Consider the following 24,092-nt stretch of genomic DNA (forward strand, 5'->3'; position numbering starts at 1 on the left):
CATGAATGAAAAACCGTGTCTAACGAAAATAATAACGCGGTCCAATCCAGAACAAAGTAGGGGTCTTTACATGATGGCTAAACAGGTTAACCAAGACCAACTATACATCGGCGTCGATGGTGGTGGAACAAAATGCCGCGCTACAATTTATTCTCTTCAACATGGCGTTTTGGGTACGGGTCTAGGCGGTCCTGCGAATCCCTTACATGGTTTAGAGCGCACGCTTGAATCTATCATGGTGTCGACACAAATGGCGTTACAAGACGCGGGTCTTCGTGTTGAACAAGTACATGAGCTAAATGCAGGCCTTGGCCTTGCAGGTGTTAACTTACCCGCGCTCTATGACAAAATCATGCAATGGGAGCATCCCTTTAAACAAATGTTCCTTACCACAGATTTACACACCGCGTGTATTGGTGCTCATGAGGGTAGCGATGGTGCAGTGATTATTACGGGCACCGGCTCCTGTGGTTTTGCCTTAGTTGATGGTAAAACAGTGAACTATGGTGGCCATGGTTTTGCGCAAGGCGACATGGGCAGTGGCGCTTGGATGGGGTTAGAGGCGGTCAAAGCTGCGTTACTCGATCTTGATGGCCTTGGCGAAAAAACATCATTGAGCCAAGTATTACTAGAGCACTTCAGTGCGAAAGGGGCGATGGGTATTGCTGAACAAATGGCTGGGCAGCCGTCTAGTGGTTATGCAAAGCTGGCTCGTTATGTATTAGAACAAGCTAAGCAAAATGATGAAATTGCCCTTTCTATCGTAAAGTCTGGTGCGGAATATATTAGTTGTTTAGCGAAGCGTTTACTTGAATTAAACCCACCTAGACTCTCTATGATCGGCGGATTATCAGAGCCGCTACAACCTTGGCTCGACCCAGAAGTTGCAAAACAAGTCCAATTACCTAAACAACCTCCTGAAATGGGGGCAATTTACTTTGCAATTCAAAGTGCAGGTCAAGAATTAAAAAAGGCGAACTAATGACGACTCAATGTTATTTTGCTCCAGAATTTTTTGATGGTGAAAGTTTTAGAAAAGACGTTTATTTCGAAGTAAACAACGGCCAAATTCGTTATGTAACTGAGTCGCTAGTAACCAATGTATCTAAGCTATCAGGGCTAGTTGCACCAGGTTTTATTGATGTACAAGTTAATGGTGGTGGTGGTGCATTTTTTAACGCCGAGCAATCGACGGCATGCTTGGCGACTATGGTTAAAGCACATGGCCAATTTGGTTCCACGGGATTAATGCCAACCCTTATCACTGACAAAATTGAAGTGATGCAACAAGCGGCAGATGCAACAGCAGAAGCTATTGCTACTAATCAGCCCGGAGTGCTTGGGATCCACTTTGAAGGCCCACACTTATCTCACCCGAAAAAGGGTACGCATAGCGAAAAGTTCATCAGACCAATTTCAGAGCAAGAATTTGCGGTTTACGCGCGTCAAGATTTAGGCATCAAAATGGTGACTTTAGCACCTGAAACTCTGCCACTTAGCGATATCGAACGCTTGATCTCATTGGGTGTGAAAGTGTGTATCGGTCATTCAAATGCGGACTATGACACCGCTAACGCCGCACTTAATGTTGGCGTTGATGGCTTTACGCACCTATTTAATGCAATGTCTGCGTTTACTTCCCGTGAGCCGGGCGTTGTCGGCGCCGCGCTTTGGAATGACAATAGCTGGTGTGGTTTGATTGTTGATGGCCATCACGTTCATCCATTGTCGGCGCAGCTTGCGATTCGTACTAAGCAGCGCGGCAAAATGATGCTCGTGACGGATGCCATGCCTCCAGTTGGGACAGATGATACGGAGTTTGACTTTTTTGATGGCAGAAAAGTTATTCGTACTGGCGATCGGTTGAATTCAACAACCGGTGAGCTTGCTGGCAGTGTATTGGATATGGCAAGTGCGGTGCGAAACGCCGTTAATACGCTTAACGTGAGCCTAGCGGAGAGTTTACGCATGGCTTCTCTGTACCCTGCACAATATCTTGGCCTGTCTCACAAGGGGCATCTAAGATCGGGCGCTGATGCTGATTTCGTGGTGCTCGACAGCGATTTGATTGTGAAGCAAACCTATATTGGTGGTCAGTTGTTATAACTGATTTGTAATTGAAGAGTGGACGAAAACGGCCGCTTAAGTTTCCCTGATCAAACCTCGCAGCAGTACCGCGGGGCTTTGCTTTTTTAGCTTAGCCGATATTATTGGCTAAGCATGGGTGGATCGACAACTCAGAAAGTTACAGTAATGTGCGTAATGCTCAAACCAAACCTTGAAGCAAATGGATTTGCTTGATTGAGCGATCCATAGTTAATGTTTTCACGCGGATAAATAGCAATGACAACGAATAATAAGCCAAAGCGACTAGCGTCTTTAGATGCCTTACGCGGCATGGATATGTTCTGGATCTTAGGTGGCCAGTCTATTTTTGCGGCACTGTTTGTACTGACCGGATGGCAAGGGTGGAAGGCTTTTGAAGCGCACACACTGCACAGTCCTTGGCATGGCTTCACTTTTTATGATCTTATCTTCCCACTGTTTATCTTTTTATCGGGTGTGGCGATGGGCTTGTCGCCTAAACGTATCGATCATCTGCCCTTTAATGAACGTAAATCGTTTTATCTCAAAGCACTGAAGCGCCTTTTGTTACTGTGTGCTTTTGGCGTGTTATACAATCATGGTTGGGGAACTGGGATCCCAATGGCTCCAGACGGTGTTCGCTACGCTAGTGTATTAGGTCGCATTGCGTTTGCTTGGTTCTTTTGTGCTTTACTGGTTTGGCATACGAGCTTGCGAACCTTGGCTTATGTGGGTGTAGGCATATTGACATTTTATTGGTTACTGCTTTGCTTTATCCCGGTTCCTGGTGGGCAAGCGGGGGACTTAAGTGCAAATGGTGTTGGTAGTTGGAATGCGTTCATTGATACGTATTTACTACCAGGGACCAGTTATCAAAATCGTCCGGTTGACCCAGAAGGTGTGCTGTCAAGCTTACCTGCCATTGTAAATGCTATCGCAGGTGTATTTGCTGGTCGTGCGATCGCCAATGCACAAACGCAGGGAGAATGGAAAACCGTTGGTATTTTGGCCGGCTCTGGTGTACTCGCCTTAGCACTAGGTTGGCTTTGGGACATGCAATTTCCAGTTAATAAAGAATTGTGGACAAGCTCATTTGTGCTAGTAACCGTCGGCTGGAGTGCAATTCTACTAGCGGTATTTTACGCGATAGTAGATGTACTGAGCTTTCAACGTTGGGCGTATCCATTTGTTATTATAGGAGCCAACTCCATTATTATTTATTTGGCGTCAAGCTTAGTGAATTGGACCTTTATTAGTAAAAGCGTATTCGGTGGCGTGATTGCCGCCGTGCCGGCTGCGTGGCAACCATTAATTGCTGTTTTTGCGCTACTGGCGGTACAGCTTTTAGTGCTGCACTGGATGTATAAACGCCGTATTTTTGTAAGTGTATAATATTCACAAGCCTCCTTTCAAAAAGCCCACCATTGTGGGCTTTTTAACACCTTTAGATTGCATAGAGTAAAAAATATCCATATTTTTTTTCACTTTTGCTTTACAAGCGAATTATTTCTGATAATAATGACAGCGTTGTCATAATGGTAATAACCTAATGTTGTGTATCCCAATTAGGTTCGATCTGACCTTGCTTTGATTGCACGCGAGGCAAGGCTCAGATCCCATTTTATTCTAATCATCTCAACATTTGGTTAATCGTATGCAAGTAGTCATTTTAAAAGACGCTGCCGAAGTGGCAGCATATGGTGCAGACATTTTTACAACGCAATTAAAGCGTAAAGCTAACTCTGTGTTGGGATTAGCGACGGGTTCAACACCGGTTGCTTTGTATCAAGAATTAATTAAGCGTAACCAAGCAAACGAAATCAGTTTTGCGGAAGTTACCAGCTTTAATCTAGATGAATATTTAGGCTTAGATGGCTCGCACCCACAAAGTTATCGTTACTTTATGCAGCAGCAGCTATTTGACCATATCAACATTGATAGAAGTAACACGCACGTACCGCCGGGGGATGCAAAAAATCCAATTACGGCGTGCGGCGAGTATGAAGCACGTATTAAATCTGCTGGTGGTATTGATGTACAACTGTTAGGTATTGGCAGAAATGGCCATATTGGCTTTAACGAGCCATCTTCTGGATTGACGTCACGCACTCGGGTTAAAACCCTAACGAAAGCGACGATTGATGATAATGCTCGTTTTTTTAAAGCTGATGAGTACCAACCTCATTTGTCAATCACAATGGGTATTGGCACGATTTTAGATGCTAAAAAAGTCGTGTTATTAGCGACTGGTGAAAACAAAGCTGATGCCGTTGTTGCTATGGTGGAAGGCCCGTTAACTGCGGCGTGTCCGGCTTCGGCACTACAAATGCATCGTGATGCTGTAATCGTCATCGATGAAGCTGCGGCATCTAAGCTAAAAGATATTGAATTCTATAAGCATATTGAAAACGAAAATCAAAAGCTGTTGGACTATCTTGCCTCTCTGTAGTGTGAAATCACACTGTAGTTTTCAAAAGCCCATTTATGGGCTTTTTTTTTGCCTGCACCTTTGTGCTATGGTAGCTTTAAGGTCTCGCCGAGGTGGATAAAATGTTCCAGAACACGAAGGAATAGGGGCTTGCTGTATTACACTCAAATGACGTTAGACAGAGCGTCTAACGAAAGAAAAGATCAAAACTGGTTATTATCTCAAATGGGTGACAATAGTCGCTGGTTATTAATTCAAGACGACGCTAATTTAGTGCGTGTCGGAGATAATGAATTACATTATCTTTCTCGCACAGAAGTCGCTGATTTAGCACTTCAAGACGCGATATTCTTAGGTCGTGACGAAGCGCACAGCTATTTTGCGCTTGACGTCTCTAAACAACGAGACAAGCTTTCTTTTATTGACTCCGAGTCAGAATTCATCGATATGCGCCAAGTGGGTCGTAACTTACCAAAGCAACAAGGCTCAATTGGTGTGCTTGCACGAGGCTTATGCTACTGGCATAAAACCCATTGTTTTTGCGGACGTTGTGGGCAACCCAATAAAATGGTTGAAGCAGGTCATGCAAGACGTTGTGTTAACCCTGAATGCCGCCACATGACGTTTCCACGTACAGATCCAGCCGTTATCATGCTTGTCACTCATGTTTTCCCTGATGGCGTTGAACGCTGCTTGTTGGGCCGTCAGGCTGTTTGGCCAGAAGGGGTATTTTCGACGCTGGCTGGGTTTGTTGATCCCGGCGAATCGTTAGAGCAAGCCGTGATAAGGGAAGTGATGGAAGAGGCGGGTGTTGAAGCATACGACGCCACTTATATTGCCTCACAGCCTTGGCCGTTCCCGTCATCACTTATGCTGGGGTTTATCGCGAAGGCAAAAACCACAGAGATTTTTGTCGAGCAAGATGAGCTTGAGCAAGCTAAATGGTTTTCACGGGCGGAGCTTAATACATTTTCAGAGTGGGGTGATACAAAGCCCGGCTATAAACTCACCAGAGAAGACTCTATCTCCAGATATTTAGTTGAATACTGGCGTGCACAATCAGAAGAGTAATTATGAAAAAGCATACTAAAATCGTTGCTGCTGGAAGAAAAGCAGAATATACCAAAGGGGTAGTAAACCCAGTTGTTCAGCGCGCCTCTACTGTAGTTTTTGAGAGCGTTGCCGAAATGCAAGAAGCGATAAAAGGCCGTGGACATCGCACCCTGTTTTACGGCCGCCGTGGCACCAATACCCATTTCGCCTTGCAAGATGCCATTACTGAGCTTGAAAATGGTGCGGGTTGCGCCTTATATCCGTCTGGTGCTGCTGCTATCGCACAGTCACTACTGTCATTTTTAAAAGCAGGCGATCACTTGCTGATGGTGGATACTGCCTATGAACCAACCAGAGATTTGTGCGATAAGCTGTTAAAAGGCTATGGTATCGAAACCACTTATTATGACCCTATGGTTGGCGCTGGTATTGACGCGTTAATTCAAGACAATACCAAAGTGTTGTTCTTAGAGTCTCCAGGTTCAATCACCATGGAAGTTCAAGATGTGCCAGCGATGGTTGAAGTTGCAAAGCGCCGTGGCGTTATCACTATGCTTGATAATACGTGGGGTAATGGCTGGCAGTTTCGTCCGCTCGATCATGGTGTTGATATCAGCATTCAAGCGGCAACCAAGTATATTGTTGGGCATTCGGATGTCATGATGGGGGTTGCCGTTGCAAATGAGCGCTATTGGCCTGAGCTTAGAGAGCACTCGTATTTACTTGGTCAATGTACCTCCGCAGATGATGCCTATTTAGCACTACGTGGGTTACGTACTATGCCTGCGAGGTTAAAACAACATGAGCAGTCGGCAATGACAGTGGCGAAATGGCTCGAAGCGCATCCGCTCGTGGATCACGTTAGACATCCCGCTTTTGAGACTTGCCCTGGCCATGAATTCTTCAAGCGAGACTTTGATGGCAGTAATGGTTTATTTTCAATCGTAATGAAAGAAGGTAGCCAAAAGGCGATTAACCGTTTCTTAGATGCCTTATCCCATTTTAAAATGGGTTTCTCATGGGGCGGCTATGAAAGTTTAGTTACAGCCAATAAAACCATGGAGCATTTGCGATCAACTACAGGTTGGACACTTGGCCCCGTGATCCGCCTTCACATCGGTCTTGAAGATGTAGAAGACTTGATAGAAGATTTAGAACACGCACTTAAGGTCTACGAACAAAACCTCGCGAAATCTTAAAACTTCGGCTCAACTTATCAGTATTGGGTGCTTCACTTTTAACGAGGCACCTCGGATTTATTGAGCCATAATCGCTGTTGGATCAAGACTGAAAACTGTAGAAAGCAATACCAGTTTGGCGCAGTTTAAGCGTAAAGCACAGGGAACCTTTAGAGGGAGGTAATGTCCAAGAGCTACGTCATGAAAGTATTGCAAACTGAATTCAAGGAAAGGTGATGAAGTTAAACAGACTGATTATGTTACCGATAATCTCACTCAGCGCTTGTGTAGTAATGCCTGTGCAAGATACTGCTCACACCAACAAGTGCGAGATTTCATCGGATAGAAAAACCCTAAAGATAGTCGATGTTGCAGATGAAACCAATACGTATTATTCCGTGAGTGGAATTATATTAACGCCGATACTCGTTCCTACTACTGCTATTATTTCGGGAACTTATGTGCTGGCAAATAATGCCTATCGTCTTGGGGAAGAGACGATAAAATGCGAAAACAAATCTTAAAACTAACTACAAACTTATTTAATTGTTGCGTCGTGTTTTGTATTTGAACATAGCGCAACGCCTCAAAACCACTTGTGCGAGCACCTTGGGTTGCTGCGTTTTTATTAAGTATCTAGCCTTCAGATATCTCCTTTTTTACAACTGTTTTCTAATACATTGAAAAAATATAGATATTTTAATGCTTTTAAGTTGTTTGCGTTTCCTTTTTCCCTTCAGAGCGAACGTCCATATATGTCACTTATTTTCCTCTCAAATAGGCTAACGCGTTAAGTGCAATTTTTTGTGTGTTGATAGCCATATTTCGTTGGTCGGCAAGGAAGACTAAAAATTGTGTAACCTCTTCCGTTCCCATTGTCTCAGGGTGACGCTTGTGGTGAAAGTTAATGAATGCCTTAATCCAATATAGGTAGGTTTTTTCTGTACTAATGCTGTAACCACGCATACGCATTTCTTCCTGAAGACCTTTCAGAAATGGGCTTTTTAGACTCATGATAACTGCTTACCTTATGTGGCTGTGTACATATACAGTGTTATCTGAAGTTCTCGGATATCAAGGAAAATAATGAAAAAAATTTTGCGCGTTTACGTATGAATAAATTAAAAATGTTATTTTTATCAATAGGTTATTTGTTTTTGATTTGAAATAATAGGTTTGGGAAACGCGCATGCGCATTTTTCCAGATGGTATATTTAGCAGAATGCTGATAAGTTCTTTGCATACTGATAGTTAACTGCGCGCGTTTTCACTGGTCTAACGAGGTAAACGCGCATGCGCATGAATAAAATGTTAGGCATCATCATGAACATACATATATACAAGGAAACAGAATGGGCTCAGAGGTAATCTTGCCAGGAATTCTGCTAGTTTTGGCATTTTTCCTGAAACTATCAATAGATCGGGAAGTTGACATTCCTAATTCAATATATGCATTTCTAGAGCTACCTGTTGATATATCATTTCTTGCAACTTCATTTATTGCTGCATTCACAATTTCTGCTAACCATCCGGAAAGTGAGAAAGGCTTTATTTATTTTATTTGCTATCTTTTTCTCGCTGGCATGGTGATATTCTTATGGCGAAAGGCCTGTCGCCTATTTGAGGCTGGGAAACACAAGTCAACCATCGGCATTAGTGTTTTGAATTACACGATTTGCTCTGCATGTTTAGTTCGTGCAATTCAACTGGTATAGGAGAGAATAATGTCGATTTTTGCCCAAACTGAAGTTATTTCAATCGCCGTTGCCGTTGCCGTAATGACCCTGGCCCAAGTGGTTGTTTTCTATATTTATAAACAAAATAAGGAACGGAAGTACGATGAAGAGAAGCGCAGAGTGGAAATGGAAAAGCTCCGCGAGTCCTTTGAGAAACGAATTTATGATCTAACGGAAAGACTGATTAGTCGAGAAGACAGATGGAGAGATGTAAACCACTTGGTATTTGATTCGAAGGCGAATAACCGTAATTTTCCAGCAAAAACTGAGAGAGCAAAATATTCCTCATTCTTGTCAGCTTCTGGTTTAAATGACAGTGACTATGAAGTGGAAGGTGATCTCGTATTCGTTATCACTCCATTTAACGAGAAATATGACTCAGACTACGAACAAATATCTAAAGTTTGTAATGAGGTTGGCCTTAGGTGTATTCGGGGTGATGAGCAGTTTATTAAAGGTGATATCCTTTCTCATATCCTAAAGCACATAGTCAAAGCTCGCCTTGTTATTGCAAATATCAATGGACGAAACCCAAACGTATTCTACGAGCTTGGCATAGCACATGCCCTTGATAAGCCGACGTTGATTACATCTAAAACTGTTGAAGACATACCCTTCGACCTAAGAACACAGCAGCTAGTAATTTACAATGAAAAGGAGCAGCTAGCAGAGCAGCTAAGCAAAGCTTTACTTAAGGTCACGCTGAAAAATGCCTAACAAGCGCATGTTGTCGGACTGGCTTTCCACTGCGCTCCAAGCCAGCCGCAAATGCGGGCGTTAGGGCAATTAGAGTTTTGCGAAAGGAGTAAGAATGGCAAATATAGGAACGGTTGATTTTTATATTGGTGTACCAAGTTTACCTCGTGAGGACTTTGAAAATTATTCAACACAGCTATTCGATGAATGGGAAGCTTATGTTGAAAAAAACCTTGATTTAAAAGACTACTCCCTCGTTCTAGAGGTTGAAGAGGGGTCGATCAAAGCTAAAGGTAAAATACTCGCAACAGCAAGTGTTTTGTATTTTGGTATTGCCCAATATGGTTCGTTCATTTCAGGTTTACAGACAATACATAACCAAGTTAAAGCCGTTGGTGATTACTTGGGAGAAAGAGCCAGTTTTCCATTCGATCTCACAAGAGTTAAGCCCAAATTACGAAAAAGAGGTGAGTCTCTTGCTCGTATAGAAAGTCTATTTGTCAAAGTTCAACGTGGCGAATTAACTGTAGAAATGGCGATGAAAGAGACTGAAGCTATCTTTGGCGAAGAACTAAAAGAAGTTCCTGAGTTTTACAGCGAATTGAAGAAATCCTTAGAGCAGACTTTCATAATTCCTGAACAAATGGAGTTGAAGCTAATTGATGAAAACGGAGAAGAATTGGCAACTCCTAGTAAGCCACCGAAACAGCCACGTACACCTCAGCCTCGAACACCTCCGCCAGCTGTAGATCAATTCAGAGTAGAGGTTTGGCGTGAAACGAAAAATGGTAAGAGGAACGTCAAAGTTACGAGTTTATAAAAATTGCCCTAACAAAGCATTTAAGAGTGATTCCCAACGCATGGCATTTTTCATTCCATTTTTGAGTGCGATGTTTACGGTGGTATGTTTAAGTTTCGTGGTTGCGTTGCTCATACCCAAATGCGGCGTTAACCCATAGAAATTTTTATGCGAAATTCGCCTAATACAGCCGACGACCTAAAACATTTCTGTCCAAATACTAGTCGGATGAGCGTAAGCGTCGCCTGAACCACACCTAGCTACTGAATACGCTCAGCCTATAAAGTACAGCTCTGACCTCAATTCGGAGCTGACCATGCCTAAACACAAAACCGCAGAGCAATGGCTGAAACTTATCGAACAACAGGAACTCAGTGGTTTGTCTGTCACTGACTTCTGCACGCAGCACAACCTTAGTACCAAGTCTTTTTATAATCGCCGAAGTAAACTTCGCACTAAAAAACCACCTGAGTCATCTTTTATTGCCGCTAAGCCTGCTGCATCTGAGTCCGTTTCTCTGCCTGAGTTGTTACAGCTCAAGCATGGTCAGAATACGGTGTTGTTGCCATCAAACACAGATGCTCTGTGGTTGGCTGCACTGCTCAGGGCGCTGTCTTGATCTGCTGGCACAATGAGTCTGTTTACTTGCACCGCCAGCCAGTAGACTTTCGTAAATCCATCAATGGCCTCTCGGCGATTGTTGAGCAAGAAATGGCAGCACACGCGATGAGCGGTCAGGTGTTTGCGTTTTGCAATAAAAACAAGGACAAGCTGAAGGTGTTATATTGGGATAAAACCGGCTTTGCCTTGTGGTACAAGCGCCTTGAAAAAGACAAGTTTAAATGGCCCGACAAAGAAGACGATGACGTCATTACACTCAGCGCCGAACAATGGCAGTGGTTATTGTCTGGCTTATCGGTCATTGCCCACAAGCCGCTCAGCTATGGTTATAACGTATGATCATAACAGGGGTTTTTAGATCACGAATTAATCTAAGCTATTAATTTAAAAACAGTTACTCTGTTGATACAGTAGACTGCATGAAAGAAATGAATAAACTGCCTGATGATCCTCAGCAGTTGAAGCAGATCATTGCTTAGCTTCAGGCGCGTAATAACTACCTCGAAGAACAATTCAGACTGGCCCAGCAAAAACGCTTCGGGGCCAGCAGTGAGTCGCACCCTGCACAAGCTGACTTGTTCAATGAAGCCGAAACGCTGGTTGAAGAAGCACCTGAGCAAGACGTGGAAACCATCGAATATCAGCGCAAAAAGCCGACACGTTGTAACTCCACCCAATTTAGTACAGCTATTTCGTAGAATTTTATGCAGCCTCAAGATAACCAATTGGTGTCATATCGCCAAGTGAATCATGTGGTCGCTCATAATTATAAATATCTAACCACTCATCAGTGATTTCACGTACTTCTTGCAGTGACTCAAACAAGTATAAATCGAGCACTTCTTCACGATAACTTCGGTTAAACCTTTCCACAAAACCATTTTGGTAAGGACTCCCTGGCTCTATAAATTCCAACTTGATGTCATTTTTCATTGCCCAATCTTCGAGTACCGTTGAAGTAAATTCTGGACCATTATCCACTCTAATCTGCTTTGGTTTTCCTCGCCAAGTAATAATTTGTTGTAGCGTTCTAATAACTCGTTCAGAAGTTAAGCTTGTATCGACCTCAATCGCCAGTGCTTGTCGGTTGAAATCATCCAGCACATTCAGTGTTCTAAAACGATGTCCATAGCTTAATGCGTCACTCATAAAGTCCATTGACCACGATTCATTATGTTGTGTCGGTGCACTTAATGGTTCAGGTGTTCTTGTTGGAACACGGCGCTTTCCCTTACGTCTCAAGTTTAGTTTTAGCATGTTGTAAACGCGTTCAACACGCTTTTTATTCCACGGCTTACCTTTATTGCGAAGCCTTTTGAATAGCTTAGGCAACCCCCACCTAGGATGGCGCTCTACCAGTGCAAGTAATGCGTCGATAACTTCATCATCTGACGGTCGTTTATGTTTGTAATAAAAAACTGAGCGGCTTAACCCTGCCACTTCACAAGCAAATGCGACGCTGACGTTAAATTGAGCTCTTAAATGCTCTACCCAAGCTCTGCGCCTACTTGTTTTTACAGCTTTTTTGCGATGATATCCTCAAGCATCGAGTGCTTTAGGCTAAGCGTTGCAAACATATCTTTTAGCTTACGGTTTTCTTCTTCAAGCTCTTTAAGTCGCTTAACGTCTGAAGCTTCCATCCCGCCATATTTTGAGCGCCATTTATAAAACGTACTTTGGCCGATACCATGTTTGCGGCAGATTTCTGGCACAGGAATACCTGATTCAGCTTCCTTGATCATGCTGACAATTTGGGTTTCGGTGAACTTGCTTTTTCTCATCGTAAATTTTCCTATTTTAGTTAATGGAAAATTCTACTTATGAACTGTTTCATTTTTTGGGGGAGTTACAAGTGGCCGAAACTCATTAGCTACCTCGATGACGGACATCTAAAGATAGACAACAACCGGGCAGAGCGCGCTATCAAACCGTTCGTCATAGGGCGAAAGAACTGGCTGTTTAGCTTCACCACAAGTGGCGCTGAGAGTAGCGCAATCCTCTACAGCGTGATCGAAACAGCCAGAGCAAACGGCCACACCCCATTCGATTATGTGATGCATTGCTTAAACGAATTAGCCCAGCCACAGTGCGATATCGACAGTTTACTGCCCTGGCATGTTAGCCTCTAGGTGTAGTTAGCCGTACGCTTACGTTACTTGGGATGGTAAATACATATTGTTTAATCGAGGGATGGATAACGAGAATTCCAATGTCGACATCTACTGGATGGATGCAAAGATAATTAATGAGTTAAAAACCAAAAATCTAAGTAAGGAAGCATTATGAGTCGACGTTATATTTTGTCTCTATTATTTATGCTAAGTGGCGCTCGCAAAAGTCATGATACTAAAGCAGTTGCAACAAGTAGCTAGTTAGGCAATCCTATCAACGCAAGTAAACTAACGGGAACTCCTAGCTTACTTGCGTTGTTAATACTTACGCGAAATTAGATACAATTAGTTCCTTTATACCATTGTCCAACTTGCTTAAATCTTCCCATTCACCATAGATATCTTCTAACATATGAACCTCATCGACTAGCTCTCCATTTTTATACTTGCTGACTACAGGATGTAAAAAACCATGTTGAGAAAACTTGAGTTGCTCATCTTTATCACTTGGTATGCGGTAGCTAAATTCCAATCTAAAACCTGAAAATTGCTTAAACTGTTCCTCATTTTCGTAAACGAGTTTTGGGACGCTTTCAAAAAATTCAAAGCCACCATTTGGTTTCTTTGAATACAAATCATAAGCGTTCCCAAACAAAAACCAAATTGTGGTTGCTGATTTTATACGCTCGCTGATCTCATTGTATAATTCTGAAGAAGAATCAAGTTGCTTTCTACTTTGCTGGGCTACAAGATTCAATTTCTTGATAATTATTTCAGATAATGACTCCGCGTTATGCCTAATTCCGTGTATAAAAGGAGTTGAGGAATCTTTGTAGTCATTGCATTGCATATTCGCTCCGCAAAAAAACAGATTCGGAATATTACTACTTTCCCATTTATGATTAAGCTTAGGAAACATGTTTTTCAAGCACAACTCAGGAAAAGTACTTGGTGCGTAGTGATCGAAGTTACACTTAAACCCTGTACAGTTTATGACGTAATCATAAGTGTTTTTTTCTGATTCTCCATCTTCTGAAAAAATCATATTTACCAAATACTGCCCAGAATCTAACTGTTCAATTGATGCAATTTTTCCGTTTAAGATCGCGTTTTGCTGTTTCAAGAAAAAAGTATCTAGAAACGCCTGATTCACTGAGCGTAAATGCCCGGGGTAGTGGCTGACCCAAGCAAAATTGAAATCATCTGGGCTTATTAAATGGGTGTTTGATGAGACTTCTAATAAGCTATCAGCTGTTTCAAATGCCGAGTTACCTTTCCCTAATATGAGTACTTTCTTATTTGTGAATTGAGCTACGTCGTTATTCATTTCTGTATAGGCTATAGAGTGCTCAATGCCTTTTATATTAGGAATGTTGAGTTCGCCGATCCCTGTGGCATCAACTAAGATCTCACTTACATATTCTTTACCGTTACCATCGACGACTGTAAATTGGTGGTCGTCTTTTGTAACCTTTGCAACGTGGGTTTCGTAATGAATAGGTAACTCGTACTTTGTCGCGAATTCACCAAGGTATTTGACAAGGTTGTCCGCACTCGGATAGTAAGATTTATCAAAGTCTTTAAAAGAAAACTTATCGTCGCCATTTAGTAGTGAATTCCAGTCCCATCTAAGGTTCTTCTCTTTATTATCAAAGCCCGTGTTTACCTTATTTATCGATATCAATTTACGATGGACTGGATAAGTTTCAAAGAAGCTTCCTGCAACTTTTGCACGTTCCAAAACAATATGGGACACATTTACTTTGTTAAGATAATAGCTTAATTGTAAGCCCGCAGGTCCAGCACCAATGATGATGACTTTATAATTTAACTCCATTCTCAACACTCCTTTTGTAAGGTTTCGGGGTTTTTGCTTATTTTTCTAAAGTGTTCATTCTTTATTATATTTTGTGGCGTATCAGTAGCCACGATCTGCCCGCTATCAACTACGATAACCTGATCTGAAAGGTAGATGCTATTTAGGTTATGTGTGATTATTAGTACAGTTTTATTTTTTGCTATTTCTTTTAAGTGACTATGAAGACCGGATTCAGTGGCGAGATCGAGAGAGTTTGTAGCTTCATCTAAAATGAGTATATCACTGTCTGAATATAGCGCTCTTGCTATCGCAAGTCTCTGTTTTTCTCCACCAGATAAATTTGCGGCATTCAAGGTGACTTCGCTATTAAAGGTAAAGCCATTGCTTTGCATGACGACATCAAAGTTTGAGAGCTGAGACACTCGCTTGAGCTTTAACTCGTCGACATTATCAAAACTGAGTTGTAGAGTGATATTTTGCCAAAGTGGTCCACTGAAAAAGAAAGGATCTTGTTCGACCATCGTGACCTTTTGGTGAGTCGATTGTGAGTTTTTCTGATTCTGATGAATGAAAATTTCACCTAGATAGCTTTGATATAAACCCGCAATTAGCTTTATTAAAGTGCTTTTCCCGGAGCCTGAGCGGCCGATAATAGAGTAAACTTTATGCTCTTTAAATTTATGCGTTATAGCACATAATGATTCAGAATCTGCCTTTTGATATTTAAACGACAGGTTGGTTAATTCAATTTTATTGTGTGTTGACGTATCTTTGGTGGCGGAAGCTAACCGTTCAGCGGGCTCTTGATTTAGTAAACTATCTAAGCTGCTAACTGCGTTTCGAGCCTTCGTTGTAACGGAGTTTATGTCACTTATTGAGGCGAAGGAGTACGACATCAGTAATAATACCATAATGAACGCGACTAATTCTCCCGACGCCATTGAACCTTCTATGACATTCAACCCGCCTACCCACAAAACAAAGATCACGCTAGAGAAACTGCCCAAAATGATTAATCCAGATACAATAGATTCTAAAGAATGAAGTCTTTTAGTTGCATTGTAGACTTGACTCGCTCCCGATTCTATTTGTTCTCCCAGTAAAGTTTCCATTCTATGGATTTTTATTGATTGTATACCTGATAATGATTCAATGATTGTCGAGTTTAGATTAGCAACGGTTTCCCGTTTATGGGCGTTGGCCTCGGAAACTCGCTGGCTTACTTTAAAAATGATAAGAATAACCAGCGGAACGGTGACTATTGAAAGCAAAGTCATATACAAACTGGTGGCTAATAAATAAATTAGGCCACACAATAAAGTGCCGGAAGCTTGAAAGAAAATGCTTAAAATAAAGTGGACGTAGGTGTTTATAGCTTTAACATCATAGTCGATATTAGAATAAAGCTTGGAAGGGGAAGTAACATCAAATAACTCTTGTTGCTTATATAGCATTCTCCCCATCGCAAAGCTAAGTAGTTTATTGCTTAGCATCTCCTTTATATCAAATACGAGTTTTTGCCTCAAGCCATTCGAAAGCACGAATGTAATTAATAAAAGCAAGATAAATGAGACAAAATAGTTTAAACGTTCTCTCGTGACTGACTCTTGAAACAGTAGCTCAACAGTATAGGCAATGCCAAATGAACTGATGACGACTAAAACATTAAGTACAGCCACAATGAATAGCGTAAAGTGCTGTTTCGCACATAGAGTTTTAAGTTTTTGAAAAACAATACCTTCTGGGATAAATATCATTCTTTATATTGACTCTTCGATAACTCTAAGTAATTTACCAGTTCCACAACATTTATCATTATAGTCTTCGACATGGCGAGCATTTATCACTCTGTCATGCGGACAACCACCATTACAAATTGAGAACCATTCACACTCTCGCATACGATCCGTCGCGTCAATTTCTTCTTTTACAGATGCTTGATTATGATTTGACTTTTCGAGCAGGGTGGCTAGATCTGAATTTAGAAGTGAGCCGTAAATACTGCCAATATCTCCAACATACTTATCACAAGGTGAAACATCACCGTTTGGTTCGACAGTGATTATTTCTTGAGAGCAATTTCCTGCCCAATAACAAGCGGAAAGTTGCTTAGTTTTATCCGATAAAACATCGATAAAATTTTCAAACATTCTGATTCTAACTTTGTCTTTGTAGTGCCCGTACCAAACACGATAAACGCAGCTTAAAAATTCAATGTATTCTTTGTAGCTAATGTAGGCATTACCGATATCATCACCAGGCTTTGCTCGGTTATCTGGGACGATGTTCAGAAATTCTATGTCATTTAATTCAATTGAGTGTAAATAGCTTAAAAGTCGTTCAGGATCTAAGTTGTATACATCTTTGTCGACGACTATTAAAGCACCGTAGGCTATACCATGATGCTTAAGCCGTCGAATTCCTTCAGCAACCTTAATGCTGGTTGGTCTTCCTCGGACGTCAAGTCTCCGAGTATCATTGATTTCAGGTACACCATCAAAGCTAATTCCCACGGACATGCCAATGCCTTTTAAGAAAGTGAGCCACTCATCCGATATATTAACTGCGTTTGATTGCATAGTATTGGTGATGAAGTGATCTGGGCGTCTAAATTGTTCTTGTAACCAAATCAACTTTTTGAAGAACAATGGTCTAAGAAGTGTTACTTCTCCACCGTGCCAAACAAACTCCACTCGAGATACATTTGGGATTGCTAATATTCGTTTAACAATTGAAACGAGGTTTTCGAATTTTATAGATTGATTTGGTCCTTCTGCCCACGAATGGCAATATGTACAGCGTAAGTTGCATAGACGTGTAGCCTTGAGTACAACTACAACTTTACTTGCTTTTAGTGGCTTTGCTTTGAAATCGCTTGCTTTTTCTTCTCTGAAAAGAGCTAATTCTTCATCGTCTAAAATATCATAGTCTTTGATCTCACCAATAAGTTGAGATGCTAAGCGAGAGTACTGATAATCACTCACTTCTATGTCTACGGTTTCTTTACTGTTTTCTGCAGCATCAATAACTTTAATAGAAATATCACCGAGCATAATTTATTTTCCTTAATTAACTAATTCACCATCAACCATACTTACTCGCCTACCTGCAACACTTGCTGCAGCAGCGCTGTGCGTTACCATTATGATTGTAGAAGCGCTTGTGTCATTTACTTCCAGCAGTATATCTAAGACCCGCTGGCCAGTTTTTTCATCCAGATTTCCCGTCGGTTCATCCGCAAGAATAATACTTGGTTTGCACGCCATTGTTCGGGCAATCGCAACCCGCTGTTGTTGACCGCCAGATAATTGACTAGGGTAATGATCTTTCCTCGCAATTAATTCCATACGCTCTAATTCTTGCTCTGCCAGTCCTAGTCTATCTTTGTGTGGCACACCCCTAAATTTGAGTGGCAACATAATATTATCCAACACTGATAGGTCAGGGATTAAATTGAAAGACTGGAACACATACCCCAAATGTTCTCTTCTGTACTTTAATTTCTTTTTTTGAGATATCGCTGAAACATCAAAACCATTTAAATGTAAACTACCGGAGTCAATATTCGAGAATAATCCAATTGCGTTGAGTAATGTTGATTTTCCTGAACCTGACTTTCCTGTAATGGCAATAAATTCACCTTTATCAACTTGTAGAGATACTTTATTTAAGGCAGTAGTTTTAATTTTATTTGTATAGAAGTGCTTACACACGCACTCAAGTTGAATGACGCTATTCAATGTATAATTCCTCCTTATATTTTTTGTTCCAATCTAAAATTACGACGCTTTTACCTAACACCATAGGAGCATCAATCACTACTCGATCCCCAATCCTTTCCTTAATAAGGATAGGAGTCCTAATAGCCTTACTCTGTTTATCCGAGTGAAGATATACGAATGTGGTATCACCTTTTTGAAACGTTGCTTCGGCTGGAAGTGTAGGTAGGATATTCTTATCGCTATTGGCAAGTTCTATTTCGACAGATTGGCCGACTTTAATGTTACCTTGCCATTCATCGGTATTTGGCATCTCAAGGTTCATTTTGAACTTTCCCTGCTTAATTAATGGGAATATTTTTAATATCTTTAAGTTAATATTTTTATTGTCTATCTTGGCTGTAGCTCTTGTTTCTTTATTGATTCGCTCTAGATAAAATTCATTTAACTCTACTTCAATTAAGTATTCACCCACCATATCTAGGGAAGCAAATTCTTCTTTAGGCAATATCTGTTGTCCTGACTCGACATCAAAGCCAACAAGGTTGCCTGTGATAGGGGCCCTAATAAGAAGCTGCTGCTCGCTCTCCTGAAGCTTGAGTAGCAAACTATTTAATATTTCCACCGTTTCACCTATCTGCTTTAGCTGATGTGTAATCTGATTATGTTGTGATTGGTAGTAATTAGTCAGAACACCTTGTTTCTCTTTCCATCGAGTCAGGTTACTTTTTATGTCTTCTACATCTGATTTTTGAGAAAGATTCTTTTCTAATAACCTGAGTTTTTGATCCAGTTCTCTTTCAAGTACATCTACGTTATAAAGGGCATCTTCTAATGACAACTTTGAAGAGGTAAGCTCACGCCTCAAATTTAATCTCATATTTTCCAAATTACTAATCTGTTCTGATATTTGAGCCATTTTTTCTGTCAACTTTAATGTGTAGTCATAGTTTTCTAGCTCTAAAATAACATCTCCCTTTTCTACAAGTGTATGTTGCCGATTGATAAAGCTTTTTACTCTGCCGCCAATGTCAGAGGACAGCTTGATAGATTTCATCGGACGTATCGTACCTATAGATGTAATTGCTGAATGAGAGTTTGTTACGGCAATAATTTTTGCTTTTTCATATGGTATACTTGATATCGACTTGTTGCTGTGGAATAAAAGAAAGAAAAAGATGAATGTCATTAATAAGAAGAACGCTACTATCTTTTTACGCTTACCTTTAGGGTTTTCTATTATAGTGTCCATTTAAATCTTTACTGCCTCTCTAGATACTTTTTGCTAACAACAAAAAAGCTAAGAATTATCACGCTGATGAAGATGGCTGCGATGGCCATAGAAGAAAATATATAGCTCGTAAAACCAAAGGAGAAGTTATCAGATATCAAAAGGTTGTCTTTAAGAATATAATAACCAATGCAAGTTCCAACTAAAGAAGAAAAAGTATATAAATAAATATTGTTTTTTAGGGTGTAAGAAAAGATATCTTTCAATCCAGCTCCTAGTTGCTTCATTATATCTAGAGTGTAACTATTACGCTCTACATCAACTAAGCTGTTGGCAATTGTATTTAGGGAAATCAAAACTATGTTCAGAGCGACAACCCAAAGTAAATAATTGGCGATTTTTGATAAGTCTGAATACTCTGACTCAAGTGCTGCATAGCTTGAGCTAAAATCTAATTTATTATTTATGCTTATACGATCGACAATTCGGTTAGAAGTGTTAAGTAATACCGATGTTGCTTTCTCTTCATTAAGGACAATCATAATAGGATCATGAAATGGTTTTACCTTACTTAAAAAAAAGTCACTAACTACTTTAACTATTTCAATTTCTTCTACGCCATTCCCTAAGTCAGCATAAAATTTATGCATTGATAACTTTTCGATAGGAATATTGTCATATAAATTTGCGAATGCTTGAGTTACTACAACCCTTGTCTTTCCATTTATATGGCTGTCATAATTTGAGTGAATGATACTGTCTAAGTCTAGCGGATTTAGACCAAATACTTTTATAAATTCTTCACCTGCATAAAAGTAGTTAATTGGTGTGATATTCTGATCTATTTTTTGTTGTGCTGTGGAAACCGTGACAAAGTGTGATGATTTATCAAATGGGTGCCAGCTAGCTACAGCAGAAACTTCTCCATATTCGGCATTGATTTTATTTCTCAGTGTAATAGGACTTACATCATTAACACCATCTAGCTTTATGAAGTGGCTTTTTGCGATATCGTAGCCGTAGTCGGCCTTTTTTTCGGTAAACAGTTCATAAGTTAAGCTAACTGCGATAAAAATTACAATAGAAGTGATTAACATCTGAAGAAACACAGTGACTTTTGTAAGCCACATCGTTTTTAGTCCTGTCGATTTGGTGATGGACTCATTGCTTTGATACGACAGAACTCTCTTAATAACAAACACATTAGATAGAGTGTATAGGGATGTAATTGTTATTATTATCAAGGATAATGTAAATAATTTTTCCTCTGTGTTGATCGTAGATAAAATATCAAACTCACCGGAAAGAGGTGGGAGGATAAGGTAAAATAATATAGCTGATGTGATATTGGCTATGATAAGAGAATTTTTGTTTTCTAGTAGAGAAATAAAGATAATCTGTATTTCGCTACCGCCAATGCTTGTTAATGTCTTTATACGATCTAATTGAGAGATTTTTATTGAGATTGTCGAGCTTAAAAATCCAACGGTTCCAAGAATGAAAGAAAATATGCAGATTCCAAAGATTAGATATAAGCTTGATTTTGAAAATGTAATTCCAAGCGCGTCAGGGTGATTCTTATCATAATGAAGATCTGAAACTGCTCTTTTTGAAAGGTTAATAAATGAACTTGGGGTGAAAGGCGCCCCAGGGATCTGCGGTGCGTTACTACTAACGATTTTTTCTAGATCTAGGTCATTTCTGTTTACCAGTTCGACAAATAGATGAAGATGAGTGTCATACCAATCAGTATAACTTTCTTTTATTTTTCCATTATATAAATGATCGAAGTTAACAATCACATCTGGTTGGATTGATAAGGTGTCATCTATTTTTATTACTTTCTCTATTCTATATAAACCAGTATTGTTTATTTTTATTGTTTTTCCAATTATTTTACTCTTATCTTCCGCTATCTTTTCAGCGAGCGTGGACGAGATGAAAGCTCCACTTATACCCAGCTCTTCAGAGCCTAGATTTAGCATGAGTTGTGCAGTTTTATCTAATGCATAGACTTCAGTGCCTTTTAATTCTATATCATTATATAATATAGTTATATTCTCACGATAAACTTTGCCTACCCTTTTTACAGCTTGATCTTTTTCTAATACAGGTATAAGTGCAGCAGGCGCTTTAGAGCTTACCACGGTTTCACCGGATGGTAGGTTAAATTGGGTTTCAATTTTATATATGTCGCTGGAAAGTCCAGAATTTATAGAGCTGTCTGCTAGAAAAAAAATAAACATCAATCCAAGTAAGACAGCGCCCAGTGATAAAGATAAAACCCCGGTGACAGCGGAAAGTGCTTTTCCATCGCTCAATAGTTTAGACATCTTAACTACCTAAACTCTGCAAATTTTTGAGCGTGTCGAATAGTCTTTGTTCTATTTCAAACTTTGAATCAGTGATAGCATCTAAAAAGCTCGATGATGAAAAGCCTCTAGATGCTTGTTGTAGATAATAATATGCATTATCTGAAGGCTCATAAGCATACGCCTTTCGCCAGAAATTCTTCAAACCATACCAAGTGTAACAGGCTTGAATATAGGTATTTGGATCTAACATTCTACCTGTCCAAGGCGATTTGATGATACGAGAGTGAAATTTTGTTGGTAGACACGGCTCATACAATTCAGCTAGGTCAAATAGATTATGTGTCATCTCATGAACGATAGCATCGGCAATTGTTTCAACACTCACCTCACTAAGATTAGGATTAATCAAGACAATTAAGCCATTGCTAATATTAGTTGAAGCACAGTTAAAACGATTTTTTGTCTTATCAAACCGGATTGCTATTGAGCAAATGCTCTCTTTTAAAATTGTGTAGCACGGATCTGAAACCGCTTTTATGTAATCTAGCGCATTGTAAATTTTTGGAGTCGAGCATTGAATAAGCTCTGGAGTAATGCCCGTATCGTCCCAAGGAATATCTTTTTGGACACCTCTTGCTAGGTCACTAAAGTAGTCTAGAAGAATGTTTGAGTCGGGATGAACATTTTGATTTTTAAACAGTTTATCTGAGGATGCTTGATAACCAAGATCACCGCGTAAGTTCCAAGTGACTGAGGTTTCATCAATGAAATCACTTTGGATAATATAGTCAGGGTTAAATTCCAAGAAAGAAAGTTCTGTAATTAGTAATCTCTCTATCGTTGATTGATATTTTTCATCACCACGGCGTGCGATCAATGTATTCCAAAATCTTGGTAATTTTAAAAGCTGGTACAGATCATTAGTTGACAGTCTTTCAGAGAGCTTATCAAACAATTCTGAGAGCGGTTTGTTTGATAATACCTCTTTCTCAATGATATCTATCATTAATGTTAATTTACATCGCGTAAATATCTCAACAAAGGAGTCGTTCTCAAACTTCAGACAACTGGGTAATTCGCTCGTTAAAATATTCATAACATTCGTCCTAAATAAAGCTGTTAACACTGCACATCTTTAACAGCTAATCAACCAAAAGGTGGTTACTTCTCGAACGACTTAGACCAGTTCCAAGCGGTAATTGGTGGAGCAATCGCAATGCTATCAACACGAGATTGGTCAACGTTTGCAATATTTAGTGTTTGATCTGAAAAGCTAGCTTTTAACGCATCTAGTTTTTCTGCAACAGAAATTTTTTCTTTTGGTGCTTCAACGATCATTTTTAATTCCTTCTTAAAAGTTAAATTATACCTTGAGGATACATCCTCGAAATATTTGTACATTAAATGATAATGCAGTGTCAAATTTTTTATTTTAACTTGTTAGAGTGTGACGTTGGTTTGCACTTATTTTCTTTAACTTAATTTTTTGTAAGTCATTGGATTGTTAGTTTTTATTGGTTTTTTATTTGATGGGCCTAGCTTGGGGCATGGCGAAGCTTACGCTGAGAATGAAGTTGTGTTGAATTTATGTTAATTTTATGGGTTTGTTGGTGGGCTGTTTGGCTATTTTTAGAGTTTGCATTATGGTGATAGATTTTTGGAAGATGTAGATGTAGATGTAGATGTAGATGTAGAAGTGGAGTAATACATACTCCACTTATAAAACTTAATGCTGTGCTTTGGGAGGGAAGTTAGCCAATAGTTCTGAGATGGTTTTGTTTATTGACTCTGTTCTTTGATCCGGTGATTGATTGCTACGTAAGCGACCTTCTTTTGCTCCACGCCAAACTAGCTGGTTAGACGCTTTGTCTATCATATCGAGTACTAGCGTGCCCACTTCATATTCACGTGTTGTGGTCTGTGTTTGCCAGCCAATACCCCAGTAATTCCAACGCGCACCATACGTGGTGTGAAGCGAGTCAGATTCAATTTTTGTATCAACTGATGCGTGATAGTTAACCAGTAAGTCAGCCGATTGCGGATCGGTGAGAGTGAAACCTTGTTTGCTCATTTCGTTTTGAATTGCACTGCGGATCCGCTTTTCCATTAAGTCATTGACTTGGTATTCACGACCATTATTTTTTAGGTCCGCTTCAGGTGACCAAGCATAGGTTTTGTAGTTAGCGAATTGTACAGACTTATCATAATCCCAATCAGGGGTTTTGGCGCAGGCCGCTAACATCAGCACCAAAATGGCGATAACAATATTCTTAAACATGTGTCTTTACTCCTTAGTCGGAT

At 40.1% G+C, this 24,092-nt stretch carries 22 protein-coding genes and 3 pseudogenes; 14 read left to right on the plus strand and 11 right to left on the minus strand.

All coding sequences use genetic code 11. The features are described 5' to 3' along the window. Positions 1–70 precede the first annotated feature (70 nt). The 7 genes from nagK (at position 71) to QSH61_RS07895 (ending at position 7,268) form a co-directional block, all read left to right on the plus strand. Positions 71–982: an N-acetylglucosamine kinase gene (nagK, locus tag QSH61_RS07865; RefSeq protein ID WP_206472714.1), complete on the plus strand. Its 912-nt coding sequence runs from the start codon at positions 71–73 to the stop codon at positions 980–982. Beyond that, the gene (nagA, locus tag QSH61_RS07870) at positions 982–2,106 is read left to right on the plus strand and encodes an N-acetylglucosamine-6-phosphate deacetylase (protein ID WP_206472717.1); all 1,125 of its coding nucleotides are present in this window, start codon (positions 982–984) and stop codon (positions 2,104–2,106) included. The genes nagK and nagA overlap by 1 nt, the downstream gene beginning before the upstream one ends. Before the next feature lie 237 nt (positions 2,107–2,343). Next, positions 2,344–3,477: a transmembrane glucosamine N-acetyltransferase NagX gene (gene nagX / locus QSH61_RS07875; protein WP_206472719.1), complete on the plus strand. Its 1,134-nt coding sequence runs from the start codon at positions 2,344–2,346 to the stop codon at positions 3,475–3,477. Positions 3,478–3,739: 262 nt separating this feature from the next. Continuing rightward, positions 3,740–4,534 carry a glucosamine-6-phosphate deaminase gene (gene nagB, locus QSH61_RS07880; protein ID WP_010604062.1) on the plus strand — a complete coding sequence of 265 codons (795 nt, stop codon included), beginning with the start codon at positions 3,740–3,742 and terminating at the stop codon, positions 4,532–4,534. Between the two features lie 147 nt (positions 4,535–4,681). Then, complete coding sequence (gene nudC / locus QSH61_RS07885) at positions 4,682–5,584, plus strand: NAD(+) diphosphatase (RefSeq protein WP_010604063.1); 903 nt, start codon at positions 4,682–4,684, stop codon at positions 5,582–5,584. 2 nt (positions 5,585–5,586) lie between these two features. Continuing rightward, entirely contained in the window at positions 5,587–6,765 is a 1,179-nt protein-coding gene (locus tag QSH61_RS07890) for a cystathionine beta-lyase (RefSeq protein ID WP_206472721.1), read from the plus strand. Positions 6,766–6,980: 215 nt separating this feature from the next. Further along, positions 6,981–7,268 (plus strand): hypothetical protein, encoded by a 288-nt coding sequence (locus QSH61_RS07895; protein WP_095727881.1) that lies wholly within the window; start codon positions 6,981–6,983, stop codon positions 7,266–7,268. A 241-nt stretch (positions 7,269–7,509) separates the two neighbouring features. Here QSH61_RS07895 and QSH61_RS07900 read toward each other — a convergent pair. Beyond that, positions 7,510–7,758, minus strand: a pseudogene (locus QSH61_RS07900) (site-specific integrase); the annotation flags it as partial. A 338-nt stretch (positions 7,759–8,096) separates the two neighbouring features. Here QSH61_RS07900 and QSH61_RS07905 point away from each other — a divergent pair. From QSH61_RS07905 to QSH61_RS07930, 6 genes and pseudogenes are all read left to right on the plus strand, one after another. Further along, positions 8,097–8,459 carry a hypothetical protein gene (locus QSH61_RS07905; RefSeq protein ID WP_206472723.1) on the plus strand — a complete coding sequence of 121 codons (363 nt, stop codon included), beginning with the start codon at positions 8,097–8,099 and terminating at the stop codon, positions 8,457–8,459. Between the two features lie 9 nt (positions 8,460–8,468). Next, the gene (locus QSH61_RS07910; RefSeq protein WP_206472724.1) at positions 8,469–9,197 is read left to right on the plus strand and encodes a hypothetical protein; all 729 of its coding nucleotides are present in this window, start codon (positions 8,469–8,471) and stop codon (positions 9,195–9,197) included. Positions 9,198–9,291: 94 nt separating this feature from the next. Then, positions 9,292–9,996: a hypothetical protein gene (locus QSH61_RS07915; RefSeq protein WP_102056615.1), complete on the plus strand. Its 705-nt coding sequence runs from the start codon at positions 9,292–9,294 to the stop codon at positions 9,994–9,996. A 295-nt stretch (positions 9,997–10,291) separates the two neighbouring features. Beyond that, a complete protein-coding gene (tnpA, locus tag QSH61_RS07920; protein WP_174169042.1) occupies positions 10,292–10,594 on the plus strand; it encodes an IS66 family insertion sequence element accessory protein TnpA in 303 nt (100 codons plus the stop codon). Then, on the plus strand, positions 10,591–10,935 hold the full coding sequence (gene tnpB, locus QSH61_RS07925; RefSeq protein ID WP_102056525.1) for an IS66 family insertion sequence element accessory protein TnpB: 345 nt from the start codon (positions 10,591–10,593) through the stop codon (positions 10,933–10,935). The genes tnpA and tnpB overlap by 4 nt, the downstream gene beginning before the upstream one ends. A 173-nt stretch (positions 10,936–11,108) precedes the next feature. After that, a pseudogene (locus QSH61_RS07930) lies at positions 11,109–11,294 on the plus strand (IS66 family transposase); the annotation flags it as partial. Positions 11,295–11,298: 4 nt separating this feature from the next. Here the strand turns inward: QSH61_RS07930 and QSH61_RS07935 are convergent. Beyond that, positions 11,299–12,377, minus strand: a protein-coding gene (locus QSH61_RS07935; protein WP_502935079.1) for an IS3 family transposase whose coding sequence is annotated in 2 segments (ribosomal slippage) — positions 11,299–12,125 and positions 12,125–12,377 — 1,080 coding nt in all. Because the reading frame shifts where the segments join, the coding sequence is not laid out codon by codon here. A 69-nt stretch (positions 12,378–12,446) separates the two neighbouring features. On the opposite strand from QSH61_RS07935, the pseudogene QSH61_RS07940 reads away from it, so the two are divergent. Further along, positions 12,447–12,725: pseudogene (locus QSH61_RS07940) on the plus strand (IS66 family transposase); the annotation flags it as partial. 307 nt (positions 12,726–13,032) lie between these two features. Here QSH61_RS07940 and QSH61_RS07945 read toward each other — a convergent pair. The 9 genes from QSH61_RS07945 to QSH61_RS07985 form a co-directional block, all read right to left on the minus strand. Next, positions 13,033–14,544, minus strand: a complete 1,512-nt coding sequence (locus QSH61_RS07945) for an NAD(P)-binding domain-containing protein (protein WP_206472728.1) — start codon at positions 14,542–14,544, stop codon at positions 13,033–13,035. Positions 14,545–14,546: 2 nt separating this feature from the next. Next, a complete protein-coding gene (locus QSH61_RS07950; protein WP_174169038.1) occupies positions 14,547–16,283 on the minus strand; it encodes an ABC transporter ATP-binding protein in 1,737 nt (578 codons plus the stop codon). A 3-nt stretch (positions 16,284–16,286) separates the two neighbouring features. Next, on the minus strand, positions 16,287–17,579 hold the full coding sequence (gene darE / locus QSH61_RS07955; RefSeq protein ID WP_010604503.1) for a darobactin maturation radical SAM/SPASM protein DarE: 1,293 nt from the start codon (positions 17,577–17,579) through the stop codon (positions 16,287–16,289). Between the two features lie 12 nt (positions 17,580–17,591). Then, a complete protein-coding gene (locus QSH61_RS07960) occupies positions 17,592–18,266 on the minus strand; it encodes an ABC transporter ATP-binding protein (protein WP_102056618.1) in 675 nt (224 codons plus the stop codon). Next, the gene (locus QSH61_RS07965; protein WP_010604505.1) at positions 18,259–19,497 is read right to left on the minus strand and encodes an HlyD family efflux transporter periplasmic adaptor subunit; all 1,239 of its coding nucleotides are present in this window, start codon (positions 19,495–19,497) and stop codon (positions 18,259–18,261) included. The genes QSH61_RS07960 and QSH61_RS07965 overlap by 8 nt, the downstream gene beginning before the upstream one ends. Positions 19,498–19,505: 8 nt before the next feature. Further along, on the minus strand, positions 19,506–21,809 hold the full coding sequence (gene darB / locus QSH61_RS07970; RefSeq protein WP_206472736.1) for a darobactin export ABC transporter permease subunit: 2,304 nt from the start codon (positions 21,807–21,809) through the stop codon (positions 19,506–19,508). A 1-nt stretch (position 21,810) separates the two neighbouring features. Beyond that, a complete protein-coding gene (locus QSH61_RS07975) occupies positions 21,811–22,887 on the minus strand; it encodes a hypothetical protein (RefSeq protein ID WP_206472738.1) in 1,077 nt (358 codons plus the stop codon). A gap of 65 nt (positions 22,888–22,952) precedes the next feature. Beyond that, positions 22,953–23,129 (minus strand): darobactin family peptide antibiotic, encoded by a 177-nt coding sequence (gene darA, locus QSH61_RS07980; protein WP_157782782.1) that lies wholly within the window; start codon positions 23,127–23,129, stop codon positions 22,953–22,955. Positions 23,130–23,517: 388 nt separating this feature from the next. Beyond that, positions 23,518–24,069, minus strand: a complete 552-nt coding sequence (locus QSH61_RS07985; RefSeq protein ID WP_010604509.1) for a DUF4136 domain-containing protein — start codon at positions 24,067–24,069, stop codon at positions 23,518–23,520. Positions 24,070–24,092 lie beyond the last annotated feature (23 nt).

Source organism: Pseudoalteromonas sp. JC3, assembly GCF_030291895.1.
GTDB lineage: Bacteria > Pseudomonadota > Gammaproteobacteria > Enterobacterales > Alteromonadaceae > Pseudoalteromonas.

Excerpts from the sequence above, each read along its gene's own strand:
- darA (WP_157782782.1), bottom strand. The coding sequence starts at position 23,129 with ATGATCGTTGAAGCACCAAAAGAAAAAATTTCTGTTGCAGAAAAACTA.
- nagA (WP_206472717.1), top strand. The coding sequence starts at position 982 with ATGACGACTCAATGTTATTTTGCTCCAGAATTTTTTGATGGTGAAAGT.
- darB (WP_206472736.1), bottom strand. The coding sequence starts at position 21,809 with ATGTCTAAACTATTGAGCGATGGAAAAGCACTTTCCGCTGTCACCGGG.
- tnpA (WP_174169042.1), top strand. The coding sequence starts at position 10,292 with ATGCCTAAACACAAAACCGCAGAGCAATGGCTGAAACTTATCGAACAA.
- QSH61_RS07945 (WP_206472728.1), bottom strand. The coding sequence starts at position 14,544 with ATGGAGTTAAATTATAAAGTCATCATCATTGGTGCTGGACCTGCGGGC.
- QSH61_RS07965 (WP_010604505.1), bottom strand. The coding sequence starts at position 19,497 with ATGGACACTATAATAGAAAACCCTAAAGGTAAGCGTAAAAAGATAGTA.
- nudC (WP_010604063.1), top strand. The coding sequence starts at position 4,682 with ATGACGTTAGACAGAGCGTCTAACGAAAGAAAAGATCAAAACTGGTTA.
- nagB (WP_010604062.1), top strand. The coding sequence starts at position 3,740 with ATGCAAGTAGTCATTTTAAAAGACGCTGCCGAAGTGGCAGCATATGGT.
- QSH61_RS07905 (WP_206472723.1), top strand. The coding sequence starts at position 8,097 with ATGGGCTCAGAGGTAATCTTGCCAGGAATTCTGCTAGTTTTGGCATTT.
- QSH61_RS07950 (WP_174169038.1), bottom strand. The coding sequence starts at position 16,283 with ATGATATTTATCCCAGAAGGTATTGTTTTTCAAAAACTTAAAACTCTA.
- QSH61_RS07915 (WP_102056615.1), top strand. The coding sequence starts at position 9,292 with ATGGCAAATATAGGAACGGTTGATTTTTATATTGGTGTACCAAGTTTA.
- nagX (WP_206472719.1), top strand. The coding sequence starts at position 2,344 with ATGACAACGAATAATAAGCCAAAGCGACTAGCGTCTTTAGATGCCTTA.
- nagK (WP_206472714.1), top strand. The coding sequence starts at position 71 with ATGATGGCTAAACAGGTTAACCAAGACCAACTATACATCGGCGTCGAT.
- QSH61_RS07975 (WP_206472738.1), bottom strand. The coding sequence starts at position 22,887 with ATGAATATTTTAACGAGCGAATTACCCAGTTGTCTGAAGTTTGAGAAC.
- QSH61_RS07895 (WP_095727881.1), top strand. The coding sequence starts at position 6,981 with ATGAAGTTAAACAGACTGATTATGTTACCGATAATCTCACTCAGCGCT.
- QSH61_RS07985 (WP_010604509.1), bottom strand. The coding sequence starts at position 24,069 with ATGTTTAAGAATATTGTTATCGCCATTTTGGTGCTGATGTTAGCGGCC.
- QSH61_RS07910 (WP_206472724.1), top strand. The coding sequence starts at position 8,469 with ATGTCGATTTTTGCCCAAACTGAAGTTATTTCAATCGCCGTTGCCGTT.
- QSH61_RS07890 (WP_206472721.1), top strand. The coding sequence starts at position 5,587 with ATGAAAAAGCATACTAAAATCGTTGCTGCTGGAAGAAAAGCAGAATAT.
- darE (WP_010604503.1), bottom strand. The coding sequence starts at position 17,579 with ATGCTCGGTGATATTTCTATTAAAGTTATTGATGCTGCAGAAAACAGT.